At 73.4% G+C, this 13,415-nt stretch carries 7 protein-coding genes and 1 pseudogene; 2 read left to right on the top strand and 6 right to left on the bottom strand.

What is annotated here, in order from left to right:
• Positions 1-55: 55 nt before the first annotated feature.
• The 6 genes and pseudogenes from ACFRFC_RS16660 to ACFRFC_RS16635 form a co-directional block, all read right to left on the bottom strand.
• A complete protein-coding gene (locus tag ACFRFC_RS16660; RefSeq protein ID WP_382685465.1) occupies positions 56-2,110 on the bottom strand; it encodes a M4 family metallopeptidase in 2,055 nt (684 codons plus the stop codon).
• Positions 2,111-2,460: 350 nt separating this feature from the next.
• Entirely contained in the window at positions 2,461-4,215 is a 1,755-nt protein-coding gene (locus tag ACFRFC_RS16655) for an ABC transporter ATP-binding protein (protein WP_382685775.1), read from the bottom strand.
• Positions 4,216-4,385: 170 nt separating this feature from the next.
• Positions 4,386-6,089 carry an ABC transporter transmembrane domain-containing protein gene (locus ACFRFC_RS16650; protein ID WP_382685773.1) on the bottom strand — a complete coding sequence of 568 codons (1,704 nt, stop codon included), beginning with the start codon at positions 6,087-6,089 and terminating at the stop codon, positions 4,386-4,388.
• A gap of 125 nt (positions 6,090-6,214) precedes the next feature.
• Positions 6,215-6,616: a hypothetical protein gene (locus tag ACFRFC_RS16645; RefSeq protein WP_382685463.1), complete on the bottom strand. Its 402-nt coding sequence runs from the start codon at positions 6,614-6,616 to the stop codon at positions 6,215-6,217.
• Between the two features lie 86 nt (positions 6,617-6,702).
• Positions 6,703-8,568: an ABC transporter ATP-binding protein gene (locus ACFRFC_RS16640; protein ID WP_382685461.1), complete on the bottom strand. Its 1,866-nt coding sequence runs from the start codon at positions 8,566-8,568 to the stop codon at positions 6,703-6,705.
• 578 nt (positions 8,569-9,146) lie between these two features.
• Positions 9,147-11,408: pseudogene (locus ACFRFC_RS16635) on the bottom strand (ABC transporter ATP-binding protein); the annotation flags it as partial.
• Positions 11,409-11,640: 232 nt separating this feature from the next.
• Between ACFRFC_RS16635 and ACFRFC_RS16630 the strand changes: the two are divergent.
• Entirely contained in the window at positions 11,641-12,540 is a 900-nt protein-coding gene (locus ACFRFC_RS16630; RefSeq protein ID WP_382685458.1) for an ABC transporter ATP-binding protein, read from the top strand.
• Positions 12,537-13,271 carry an ABC transporter permease gene (locus ACFRFC_RS16625; protein WP_382685456.1) on the top strand — a complete coding sequence of 245 codons (735 nt, stop codon included), beginning with the start codon at positions 12,537-12,539 and terminating at the stop codon, positions 13,269-13,271. Before ACFRFC_RS16630 ends, ACFRFC_RS16625 begins: the two co-directional genes overlap by 4 nt.
• Positions 13,272-13,415: the final 144 nt, after the last annotated feature.

Here is a 13,415-nt window from a genome sequence, read left to right as displayed (position 1 = left end):
GTGGCGGGGCCTGGGGCAGCCCGTGCTCACATGTTCTGCGAGAACGGCCGCCGTCCTACGGGAACGTCAGCTTCCAGCTGTTGATGTACCCGGTGTCCTGGGCCGCCACGTCCTGCACGCGGAGTTGCCAGGTGCCATTGGCCACCTCCGCCGAGGCGTTGACCGTGTAGGTCTCCTGGACGTTGTCCGCCGAGTCGGAGCTGCTGGAGTTCTTCAGGCGGTACAGGGTGCCGTCGGGGGCCACCAGGTCGATCACCAGGTCGCCGCGCCAGGTGTGGACGATGTTCACCTCGACCGCGAGCGCCGCCGGGGCGTTGCCGGTGCGGCCGGTGACGGTGATGGGGGAGTTGACGGCCGCGGCGTTGTCCGGGATGGCCACGTCGGTGGTGGACTCGAAGGACGTGCCGCCGCCGGGCGGGTTGCCGGAGCGGGTGCCGACCGCGACGGCCGCCCACGCGTCCTGCACCGCCAGGTACTCGGCCGACGTGGTGCCGTACAGCTCACCGGCCACCGCGAGCGTGCCGGTGCGGGCCGCCGCGTAGTTGGTCGTGGTGGTGAACTTGGTGGTCAGGGCCTTGAACCAGATCTGCTCGGCCTTCGCCCGGCCGATGCCGGTCACCGGCAGGCCGTCCGAGGTCGGCGAGTTGTAGCTGACGCCGTTGATCACCTTGGCGCCGCTGCCCTCGCTGAGCAGGTAGAAGAAGTGGTTCGCGGGGCCCGAGGAGTAGTGCACGTCGACCGAGCCGATGCCGGAGTACCAGCTGTCCTTGGACGCGCCGTCCTTGCTCGGCTGGTCCATGTAGCGCAGCGGCGTGCCGTTGCCGTTGATGTCGATCTCCTCGCCGATGAGGTAGTCACCCACGTCGGAGGAGTTGTTGGCGTAGAACTCGACGGTCGTGCCGAGGATGTCCGAGGTCGCCTCGTTCAGGCCGCCGGACTCGCCGCTGTAGATCAGCCCTGCGGTCGCTGCGGTGAGGCCGTGGGTCATCTCGTGGCCGGCCACGTCGATCGAGGTGAGCGGCTTGGCATTGCCCGCGCCGTCCCCGTACGTCATGCAGAAGCAGCTGTCCGACCAGAACGCATTGATGTAGTTGTTGCCGTAGTGGACCCGCGAGTAGGCGCCGACGCCGTCGCCGCGGATGCCGTTGCGGCCGTGCACGTTCTTGTAGTAGTCCCAGGTCAGCGCCGCGCCATAGTGGGCGTCGGCCGCCGCCGTCTCCAGGTTGGCGGCGGTGCCGTTGCCCCAGACGTCGTCCGTCCCGGAGAACAGGGTGCCGGTGCCGGAGGTGGCCCGGTTGAGGTTGTACGTACGGTGGTTGCCGCGCGCCCCGTCCGTGAGGTTGTACGTCGTCCCGGACTGCGTGCTGGTCAGCGGGACCGTGCCGCTGTACTGGGTGTTGCCCGTGCCATTGCGTACCGCCTGCCATTCGAACAGCTGCTCGCCGGTGCTCGCGTCCGTGACGACGTGCAGCTCCTGCGGGGTGCCGTCCTCCTGGAGGCCGCCGACGACCGTCTCGTACGCGAGTGTCGGGGTGCCCTCGGCCGCCCAGATCACCTTGCGCGGCGCGGTCTCGATGGCCGGGCTCTCCGCGTTCTCGGCGCGGGCCTCGGCGAGTGCCTGGCTCTCCGCCTTCGAACTGGCCAGGGTCGGTGTCAGCGACGCCACCTCGATCTCCGCGCTGGTGGCCTTGACCGTGCTCTCGGTCGTGCCGTCCTTCGCCGTGGAGACGACCAGGTCACCGCCGAGCACGGGCAGCCCGCCGTACGTCCGCTCGTAGCGGGTGTGCACGGTGCCGTCCTGGTCCTTGACCACATCCCGGACGACCAGCTTCTCCTTGGCGCCGAGGCCGAGTTCGGCCGCGGTGGCGGTCTTCCCGGCGTCGGCCTCGCGGATCAGCTCGGTGCGCTGGGCGGGGGTGAGGTCGGCGGGCAGGGCGCCCGGGTCCGCGGCGCCGATCGGCGCCGCGGGGGCCTGGCCGGGGGCGGCGGTCGCCCCGCCGACCTGCACGGCGGCGGCCAGGAAGGCGGCGACGCCGACCAGGGCCACGGTGGTGACCCGGCGGCGGCGGGGGGTGTGGGGGGCGGGTCTGTGGGAGGAAGTACTGCTCAACACTGACTCCTTCTGCGTGGCCACGGGTCGCGCGGCCGGGGAGACCGGGCGGCCGAGGGGTCGTCCGGGCAGAACGGGACACCAGATGCGTACGGCCGGTAACTCGCGGCGAGATGCGTGGGGTTGCCGTGAGGGGCCTTGGGAAGGGTGGCACTCAAGGCCACCTATTGTCAGGAGCGCGTCAATAGGTTGGCCGGAACTCGTCCGTTGTCCAGGAGTTCACGTCCGCTATACGGAGGTGGGCGCGGTGGAGCACCGGCCTGAAGTGCCATGCCGGTGACGGGCCAAGGGCTGTTCAAGGACCGCCCAGGAACTACTCATGGGCCGGTCAAGAGGGGGGCGCGGCCCGGTCAAGGACGCGTCCCGGCCGGATCCTCCCGTGTCTCCCCGTGCCACGTGTGCCACAGCCTCGCGTACGCGCCGCCCGCCGCCACCAGTTCGTCGTGCGTGCCCAGTTCGCTGAGCCGGCCGTCCTCCATCACCGCCACCCGGTCCGCGTCGTGCGCGGTGTGCAGCCGGTGCGCGATCGCGATGACCGTACGTCCCTTCAGCACCGCCGCCAGCGCCCGCTCGGTGTGCCGGGCCGTCGTCGGGTCCAGCAGCGCCGTCGCCTCGTCCAGGATCAGGGTGTGCGGATCGGCCAGCACCACCCGGGCCAGGGCCAGTTTCTGGGCGCGCGAACCGTCCGTGGGGTGACCGCCCCCGCCGAGCCGGGTGTCCAGGCCCTGCGGCAGCGCCCGCGCCCAGTCCCGCGCGCCGACCGCCGCCAGCGCCGCCCACACCTGCGCGTCCGTCGCCCCGGGCTCCGCGATCAGCAGATTGTCGCGGACCGTACCGAGGAACACATGGTGCTCCTGGGTGACCAGCACCACCTGTCGCCGCAACTGCTCCGGATCCAGCGCCGCGACCGGCACCCCGCCCACCGTCACCGTGCCCGCGCTCGGCGCGTCCACGCCCGCCAGCAGCCGGCTCAGCGTCGTCTTGCCCGCCCCCGACGGCCCCACCACCGCCAGCCGCTCACCCGGCCGGACCGTCAGATCCACCCCGCGCAGCACCTCGCCGCCCCGGTCGTACGCGTATCGCGCGCCCCGTACGTCGATCCGGTCGTCCGCCGGGACGGGCGCGTCCGCCGCCGCGGCGGCCCTCGGGGCCTGCGCCAGCCCCTCCACCCGGGCGAACGACGCCCCGCTGCTCTGGAGTTGTTCCACCCGCACCAGGATCTCGTCCAGCGGGCCGGACAGCTGCTGGAGATACAGCGCCGCCGTCACCACCGCGCCCAGACTCATCGAGCCGTTCATGTGCAGCGCCCCGCCGATCAGCAGCACCCCGGCCACCGGCAGGATGTACGACACCTCGACCGCCGGGAAGAACACCGTGCGCAGATACAGCGTGTGGAGGCGGGCCCGGCGCGAGGTCTCCAGCCGCTCCCGGCTCTCCGCGATCCGCTCCCGGCCCAGCCCGAACGCCTCGATCGTGCGGGCGCCCGCCGCCGTCGCCGCGACCGCCTCCGCGACCTGGGAGGTGGCCGCGCCCTCGGCGAGATAGCCGTCCCGCGCCCTGCGCAGATACCAGCGCAGCACCAACTGGATCGGCAGCAGGCAGCACACGCCCAGGACGCCGAAGAGGGGGTTCAGGGTGAACACCGCGATCAGCAGGAACGCCGCCTGGATGCCGCTGACGAAGAGTTCGGGCGCGACGTCGCGCAGGGTGGTGCCGACGGCCGTCACGTCCGCCGTGCCGCGGGCCGTCAGATCGCCGGTGCCGGCGCGTTCCACGGTCGACGCCGGGAGGGCGAGGACGCGGTCCACGAAACGTTCGCGGATCCGGGCGAGGGTGCGTTCGCCGAAGCGGTGACCCGCGTAACGGGCCCAGCGGGAGAGGAGGAGCTGGGCCAGGGCGGCCACGAGGATGCCCAGGGCGAGGCGGTCGATCGTGTCCACGGGTGCGCCGTCGCGGACCTTGTCGATGATGCGGCCCAGCAGCCAGGGGCCCGCGAGGCCCGCGAGGGCGGCGGCGGAGTTGAGGGCGATGACTGTGGTGAAGAGGGGGGTGTCTGCCGTGACGAGGGCTTTCGCTGCGCGGCGGACCGCTTTGGGGGTGGCGATGGGGAGGTGGTGGGGTGGGGTGGTGGGGGTGGTGGGAGTGGTGGGGGTGGTGCCGGGGCCAGTGGGGCCAGTGGGGCCGGTGGGGGTGGTGGGGGTGGTGCCGGGGCCCGTGCTGGTGGGTTGTGGCTGGTCGCGCAGTTCCCCGCGCCCCTTGGGGGGTTGCTCTCCGGTCACTGGGGGAGGTCCTCCATGTCTCGGGCCACCAGGGCGCGGTAGGCCGGCTCCGTCTTCAGGAGGTGGTGGTGGGATCCGGTGGCCGTCGCCTTGCCGTCGACCACGTGGATCACCGTGTCCGCCTGGTCCAGGACCAGCGGGGACGTCGTCGTCACCACCGTCGTACGCCCCGCCCGGGCCGCCCGCAGGCGCTCGGCGATCGTCGCCTCCGTGTGGGCGTCCAGGGCCGACGTCGGCTCGATCGCGAGCAGGATCTCCGGGTCGGCGAGCAGGGCCCGTACGAGCCGGACGCGCTGGCGCTGGCCGCCGGAGAGATTGCGGCCCTGGGCGTCGACCGGGGAGTCCACACCGTCGGGCAGGCCCTGGACTATGTCCCGCGCGGCGGCCGTGCGTACGGCGTGCTCCAGGGCGGCGTCCGAGCGGTCCCGGGCGTTCACCACCTCGCGCAGCGGGCCCGCGAACAGATCGGCCTCGTGGTCGGCGAGCACGATACGGGCGCGGACCTGGGCCAGCGGGACGCGGTCCAGCCGTACCCCGCCCCAGGTCGCCGCCGACGGCGTGTAACGGGCGAGGCGTTCGAGGATCTCGGTGGCGTCGGCCGGGTGCGCGGCGGCCAGCGCGGTGAGCCGGCCGGGCAGCACCCGCACGCCCGAACCGGGGTCGTGCAGCGCCGACGGCTCGGCGGGGGCGTCCGCGCCGCCCGGGTCGGCGGCGGGCTCCAGCCGCAGGAACCGTACGACCCGCCCGGCGGCGACCAGACCCCGGCTGATCAGGTATCCGCACTCCACCAGGAACGCCATCGGGATCACCAGCACCGCGACATAGCCGTACACCGCCGCCAGCTCGCCCACCGTGAGCTGGCCCTGCGCGGCGAGCCGGGCCGCCAGCCAGCTCACCACCGCCAGGAACACGACCGGCAGCCCGAGGCCGAGCGCCTGCAACCAGCTGGTGACCGCGCCCACCCGGTAGCCCTGCGCCCGCAGCCGCCCCGAGTCGGCGCGGAACGCGTCCGCGAACAGGCCCTTGCCGCCCAGCCCGTTGAGCACCCGCAGCCCGCCCGCCAGATCGCCGATCCGGGCCGTCAGCAGGCCCTGCACCTCGCGGTACTCCGCCTCCCGGCCCTGGAGCCGGCCCATCAGCGGCCCGACCAGCAGCACCAGCACCGGCAGCCCGAGCAGGATCACCGCCGCGAGCTGCCCCGAGACCGACAGCAGGGCGGCGGCGATCACCGAATAGGCGACGACCGAGCCGACGCCGGGTCCGACGACCGTCAGCGCGCCGGCGATCGTCTGTACGTCACCGACGCCGATCGTGGTCACCTCACCGGCCCCGGTCTGCGGGCCCAGCCGGGCGCCGAGGCGCACCGAGTGGTCCACGACCACCTTGACCGTACGGAAGTTGGCGTCCATCCGGACCCGCGTCATCGTGCGGTGCCGCATGATGCTCAGCCAGGCGTTCACCACGCCGACCCCGACCAGCGCCGCGCACCAGGACGCCAGCGCCGGGTAGTCGCCCTTCGCGAGCCCCTGGTCCACCGCCCGCGCCATCAGGAACGGCGTCGCCGCGAGCAGCACCATCCAGACACTGGCGAGCAGCGCCCCGCCCGCCGACCTGCCCGCCTGGCAGCGCACCAGCCACCACAGGTAGCGGGCGGGCCCGCGCCGGTCGGGGGTGCCGGGGTCGCCGTACGCGTCGATCATGTGAGCCCCCACTCGGGTGGTGGTCATGTGGTGGTCATGCGGTGGGCGTGCGGTGGGCGTGCGGTGGGCGTGCGGTGGGCGTGCCGGGGTTGCCGTACGCGTCGATCGTGTTCCCCCGCCCACCCTCACGCGTCCACGGCCGACGCGAGGCCGAAGAGCAGGGCCCCGGTGGCGGCGAACGCGGGTCCGGCCAGGCGGGGCCAGGCGGGGAGACGCCGGGTGCCGAGCTGGTCGAGGGCGACCCCGGCGGCGGCGGGCCACAGGACGCCGAAGGCGGTGTCGAGGGGGTCGAGGTCGCCCGCGTCGGCAAGGCCGAGGCTGCCCGTGGCGAGGAAGGCGAGGGCGGCTCCGACGGCCGCGCTCGCCGCCGCGAGGGGGAAGCGCGGGGCGAAGGGGTTCCAGCCCTCGTGCCCGGGATCGCGCCGCCGGGACCGGAGGGCGATCACGGCGGCGGTGATCTGCGCCAGACAGGCGGTCACGCCCCAGAGGGTGGCCGGGACCAGTACGGCGAGCCCGTCGGAGTCCAAGGGGGGGGGTTCCTCTCTCACGTCCTACGTTTCATGCCTCATGCCTCATGCCTCGGCCTTACGTTTCACACCTCACGTCTCACGTCTCACGCCAGGCTCTCGCGCCACGCGCGATGCAGTTCCGCGAAGCGGCCCCTGCCGGCGATCAGGTCCGCCGGGGTGCCGTCCTCCACCACCCTGCCGTGCTCCATCACCAGCACCCGGTCGGCGATCTCGACCGTGGACAGCCGGTGCGCGATCACCACCGCCGTACGGCCCTTGAGGACCGTGGCCATCGCCCGCTGCACGGCCCGCTCGCCCGGCACGTCCAGCGAACTGGTCGCCTCGTCGAGGATCAGCACCGCCGGGTCGGCGAGCAACGCGCGCGCGAACGCGACGAGCTGGCGCTGACCGGCCGAGATCCGGCCGCCGCGCTTGCGGACGTCGGTGTCGTAGCCGTCGGGCAGGGCGCTGATGAAATCGTGCGCGCCGATCGCCTTCGCCGCGCGCTCGATGTCCTCACGGGAGGCGTCCGGGCGACCGATCGCGATGTTCTCGGCGACCGTGCCGGAGAACAGGAACGCCTCCTGCGTCACCATCACCACCCCGCGCCGCAGCTCCGGCACGTCGAGATCGCGCAGATCCACGCCGTCCAGCAGCACCCGGCCGTCGGTCGGGTCGTAGAACCGGGCGAGCAGCTTCGCCAGCGTGGACTTCCCGGCGCCGGTGGTGCCGACGACCGCGACGGTCTGCCCCGCCGGGAGGGTGAGGGAGAAACGGGGCAGCACCTCACCGCCCGTGCGGTACGCGAACCGGACACCGTCGAAGACCACCTCGCGGCCGGGCCGCCCGGCCGACGCGAGCGGCGGCAGCGGACGCGGCTGCTCCGGCTCCGGCACCGACGGGGTCTGCGCCAGCAGTCCGGCGATCTTCTCCAGCGACGCCGCCGCCGACTGGTAGGAGTTGAGGAACATGGCCAGCCGGTCGATCGGGTCGTACAGCCGCCGCAGATACAGCACCGCCGCCGCCAGCACACCCAGCGCGAGCGTGCCGTCCGCCACCTGGTACGCGCCCCACAGCACGATCCCCGCGACCGCCGTGTTGGCGATCAGCCGGGAGCCGACCACATAGCGGGCCATCTCCAGCAGCGCGTCCCCGTTGGTGCGCTCATGGCGCCGGTTCAGGACCCGGAAGTCGGCCTCGTTCGCCGCCTCCCGGCGGAACGCGCGCACCGGGCGGATGCCGTTCATCGTCTCCACGAACTTCACGATCACCGCCGCGATGGCCGTCGACCGCACCCGGTAGATCCGCCCCGCCCGCCGCTGGTACATCCGCACCAGCCCGTACAGCGGCACGAACGACGCCACCGCCAGCGCGCCGAGCCCCACGTCCAGCCAGAGCAGCATCGCCGAGATGTACACGAACGACAGGATCACCGTGATCAGTTCTTGCAGGCCCTCGTCGAGCAGTTCGCGCAGCGATTCCACGTCCGTGGTGGAGCGGGAGATCAGCCGTCCCGAGGTGTAGCGCTCGTGGAAGTCGACGCTCAGCGCCTGCGCGTGCCGGAAGATCCGGCCCCGCAGGTCCAGCAGCACATTCTGGTTGACATGCGCGGCGGACGTGATGAACGCGGACTGGAGCAGCCCGGACGCCAGCGCGCACAGCAGATAGCCGACGCCCACCGCGATCAGCGGCCCGTTGTCGCCGTCCTCGCGCAGCGCCGGTACGGCACGGTCGATGGCGTACGCCACCAGCAGCGGGCCCGCCTGCACCGCCGCCTGCCCGAGCAGCAGCACTACGGCGGTCAGCGCCACCCGGGCCTTCATCGGGGCCAGCAGCGACCGCAGCAGGCGGCCCGTGGCACCCGGCGGGGAGGGCAGTACGTCCCGGTCGAAGGCGTCGTCGGGGTCCGGGGGTCGGGGCAGGTCGGGTTCGTCGTCGGTGACGGCGCCGGCCGTCGTCGGCGCGGTCATCACTCGCCGTCCTTCCCGAAGGTCACGTCGCGGTCGGGGGCGGGGGCGGTGTCCGCGTGTACGCCCAGGTGTGTGCCGGGGGCGGTTGCCGGGTGCGGGCCCGCATCCGCGCCCGTCCCGAAGGTGAGACCCAGCCCCGAGCCGGGGGCGGTTGCCGGGTGCGCGCCCAGGTGTGTTCCGGGGGCGGTTGCTGAGTGCGCGTCGGCGCCGGTGGCCGGGTGCGCGCCCGCATCCGCGCCTGAGTCGGCATCCGCGTCCGCCTTGAGGGTCCCGCCCGGGTCCGCGTCCGCGCCGGTTTTCGCGTGCCTGCGCGACTCCGCGCCCGCGTCCGCGTCCGCTCCGAGGGTCCCGCCCGGGTCCGTGCTCGCGCCGGTTTTCGCGTGCCCGCGCGACTCCGCGCCCGCGTCCGTCCCGAGGGTCACGCCCCGGTCCGCGCCCGCGCCGCTCTCCGCGCGCACGCCTACATCCGCACCCGCGTCCACGCCCGCCCCAAACGTCATGCCCACGCCCGCCCCAAAGTCCCCGTCGGGGCCCGCCCCCGACCCGGCCTCCCCCTCCACACCCAACTCCGCCCCCACATCCACCCCCGACATCAGATGCGCATACTCCGCGCTGTCCCGCAGCAGTTCCTGGTGGGTGCCGACCGCCGTGATCCGGCCGCCGGACAGCAGGGCCACCCGGTCGGCGAGCAGCACGGTGGACGGGCGGTGCGCCACGATCAGGGCGGTGGTGTCGGCGAGCACCCGCCGCAGCGCGGCCTCCACGGCGGCCTCGGTGTGCACGTCCAGCGCGGACAGCGGGTCGTCCAGGACCAGGAAACGGGGCCGCCCCACCACCGCCCGCGCGAGCGCCAGCCGCTGCCGCTGCCCGCCGGACAGGCTCAGGCCCTGCTCACCGACCTGGGTGTCGGTGCCCTGCGGGAGGGCGTGGGCGAAGTCGGCCTGGGCGACGGCCAGCGCGCGGTTCAGCTCCGCGGCACCGGCGTCCTCGCCCGCGCCCATGAGGACGTTCTCGCCGACGCTGGCCGAGAACAGGGTGGGTTCCTCGAAGGCGACGGCCACCGCCGCGCGGAGTTCCTCGCGGGGCATCGCCGCGATGTCCACGCCGTCGAGGGTGATCCGGCCGTCGGTGATCTCGTGCAGCCGGGGGACGAGCGCCGTGAGGGTCGTCTTGCCGCTGCCGGTCGCGCCCACCAGGGCCATCGACTCGCCGGGACGTATCCGCAGGTCTATGCCGGTCAGCACGGGCGGGGCGTCGGGCGGCGCGTCGGGGTAGCGGAAGGTGACGTCGTGGAACACCAGGCCCGGCAGGGCCCCGGCGGCCTCGCTCGGGGCAACCCCGGCTGCCCCCTCCGGGGCGGACTCGGCGGCACCGCTCGGGTCGAGCCCGGCTGCCCCCTTCAAGGCGACCCCGGCTGCCTCCTCCGGGTCGGTCCCGGCCGCACCCTCCAGGGCGACCTCGGCCGCATCGCTCGGGTCGAGCCCGGCCGCCCCTTCCAGGGCGCCCCCCGCCGCCTCCCCCGCCGGGACCCAGGCCGCGTCCCCCGGCGTGACAAGGCGCCCCCCTTCCACGGACTCCCCCGGCGCGACAAGGCCGACGCTTTCCACCGACCCCCTCGGCGCGACAAGGCCGGAGCCTTCCGCCGACTCCCTCGGCGCAACAAGGCGCCCCCCTTCTACGGACCCCCGCGGCGCGACAAGGCCGACGCCTTCCACCGCCCCCCTCGGCGAGACACCGCGCCCCCCTTCCACCGCCCCCCGCGGCGAGACAAGGCCGACGCCTCCCACCGCCCCCCTCGGCGAGACACCGCGCACCCCCGCCCCCGTCCCCGCCCCAGACTCCTCCTCCGCATCCATCACCTCGAAATACCGATCCGTCGCCGTCGCCGCCTCCTGGCTCATCGCCAGCAGGAAGCCGATCGAGTCGACCGGCCAGCGCAGCGCGAGGGCCGTCGACAGGAACGCCACCAGCGTGCCCGCCGACAGCACGCCGTCCGCGACCTGGACGACGCCCACCACCAGCGCCGACCCGATGGCGACCTCCGGCAGGACGATGATGACGCCCCAGATCGCCGCCAGCAGCCGCGCCTTGCGCAACTCCGTGCCGCGCAGCTTCCGCGACAGATCACGGAACGCCCGCGCCTTGCTGCGATGGCGCCCGAAGCCCTTGATGATCCGGACGCCGAGCACGCTCTCCTCGACGACCGTCGTCAGATCGCCCACCTGGTCCTGCGCGAGCCGCGCCACACCCGCGTACCGCTTCTCGAAGACGACGCAGGTGACGATGACGGGGATCACCGGGCCCAGGATCACCAGCCCGAGCGTCCAGTCCTGGATCAGCATGATGATCACGCCGATCAGAATGGTCACCCCATTGACCAGCAGAAACGTCAGCGGGAACGCGAGAAACATCCGCAGCAGCATCAGATCCGTGGTGCCCCGCGACAGCAACTGGCCCGAGGGCCAGCGGTCGTGGAAGGCGATCGGCAGCCGCTGGAGATGCCCGTACAGCGCGGCCCGCATGTCCGCCTCGACCCGGGCCAGCGGCCGGGCCACCAGCCACCGCCGCACCCAGAACAGCACGGCCTCGGCGAGCCCGAGCAGCAGCAGGAACAGCGCCCCGAGCCACACCCCGGCCGTGTCCCGGTCGGTGACGGGCCCGTCCACCAGCCACTTGAGTACGAGGGGGATCACCAGCCCCGTGCAGGAGGCGATGATCGCGACGAACGCGGCCGTGAACAACCGCGCCCGTACCGGCCGTACAAACGGCCACAGCCGCAGCAGGCTGCGTACGGCGGACCGGCCCGGCGGCTCGTTGGTGTGTGCATGCTTCGTCGACATCAGGAGTGAGCCTACGGATAGCCACTGACACTGCCCAGTGGGTTTCGCCCGGGGCAGACTCGGCCGATGGTCCTACGACCTGCGGATACGACGCCTCCCGCGACCTGCGGATACGACGCCTCCCCGCGCCCTCGGGACCCGGGGTCGTACCGCCGCATCAACCGATCGGTGGATGCCAGGTCGAGCGGGTCGTCCGATGCACCGCCCCCGCCCCCGGCGCGACGCTGGGGCCATGCCCGTCATCGAAGTCAGCGAACTGCGCAAGTCCTACGGCGGCCGGCCCGTGGTCGACGGAGTCTCCTTCACCGTCGAGGAGGGCGAGATCTTCGGCATCCTCGGCCCCAACGGCGCCGGCAAGACCACCACCGTCGAATGCGTCGAGGGCCTGCGCATCCCCGACGCCGGCCGGGTCCGGGTCGCCGGGCTCGACCCCGTCACCGACCACGAGCAGGTCGCCCGGATGCTCGGCGCGCAGCTCCAGCAGAGCCGGCTCCAGGCCAAGCTCACCGTCCGCGAGGCGCTGGAGCTGTACACCTCCTTCTATCCGCACCCCGCCGACTGGCGCCCGCTGGTCGAACGGCTCGGCCTCACCGACCGGCTCTCCATCGCCTTCGGCAAGCTCAGCGGCGGCCAGCAGCAGCGGCTGTTCATCGCGCTCGCGCTGATCGGCGACCCGCGGTTCGTCGTCCTGGACGAGCTGACCACCGGCCTGGACCCGCGCGCCCGCCGCGAGACCTGGCAGCTCATCGAGGACATCCGCGACCGGGGCGTCACCGTGCTGCTGGTCACCCACTTCATGGAGGAGGCCCAGCGACTGTGCGACCGGATCGCGGTGATCGACCGGGGCCGGATCGCCGCCCTGGACACCCCCGAGGGCCTGATCCGCCGCTCGGCGGGCCGTACGGTCATCAGCTTCACCCCGTCCGCGCCGCTGGACCGGGACGCGTTGCACGCGCTGCCCGAGCTGGTCCTGGCCGAGGAGCGGGACGGGCGGCTCACCCTCACCGGCACCGACGCCACCGTGGACGCCGTGCTCACCCTGCTCGCCCGCCGCCGGATCACCGCCCACCAACTGCGCGTCAGCGACGCCACGCTCGACGACGCGTTCCTGGACCTCACGGAGACCTCATGAACACCGCCGTCCTGCGTACCGAGGTCCGGTTGTTCGCCCGCGAACCCGGCTCGCTCTTCTGGATCCTGGTCTTCCCGCCGCTGCTGCTGGCGATCGTGGGTTCCATCCCGTCGTACCGCGAGCCACAGGAGACGCTGGGCGGTCTGCGGCTCGTGGACATCTATGTGGGCATCGCCGTGCTGCTCGGGATGATCGTCGCCGGGACCCAGGCGATGCCCGCCGCGCTGACCGCCTACCGGGAGCAGGGCGTGCTGCGCCGGATGTCCACCACCCCGGTCCGGCCGGGCGCACTGCTCGCCGCGCACACCCTGGTGCACGGCCTGGCCGGCGTGCTCGCCGCCCTGGTCCCGCTGCTGATCGGACGGCTCGTGTTCGACGTGGCACTGCCCCGGCAGCCGTACGGCTACGCGCTCGCGCTGCTGTGCGGGGTGCTGGTCTCGCTCGCCATGGGCGCCCTGATCTCGGCGCTCGCCCCGAATGTACGGATCGCCACCGCGATCGGTACGGCGGTGCTGTTCCCGATGATGTTCTGCGCGGGCGTGTGGCTGCCGGTGCAGGCCATGCCGGACCTGCTGGCGGACATCGTGCGCTGCACCCCGTTCGGGGCCGCCGCCGAGGCGCTGGGGCAGGCCGCGGCCGGCGACTGGCCCAGCTGGGTCCACCTGGGCGTGCTGGCCGGCTGGGCGGCGCTGCTGTCGGCGGCGGCCGTCCGCTGGTTCCGCTGGGAGTAGGAGGCCCGACATGCAGACCGGACCTGCGCCGGGAGTGGGGCGGCCTGACGTGCGGACCGGACCTGTGCTGGGAGTGGGGCGGCCCGGCGTGCGGACCGGACCTGTGCTGGGAGTGGGGCGGCCCGGCGTGCGGACCGGACCTCC

Source organism: Streptomyces sp. NPDC056734, assembly GCF_042790455.1.
Taxonomy (GTDB): domain Bacteria; phylum Actinomycetota; class Actinomycetes; order Streptomycetales; family Streptomycetaceae; genus Streptomyces.
Note: the sequence above shows the minus strand (reverse complement) of the source record. Positions and strands in the feature narration are given on the sequence as shown.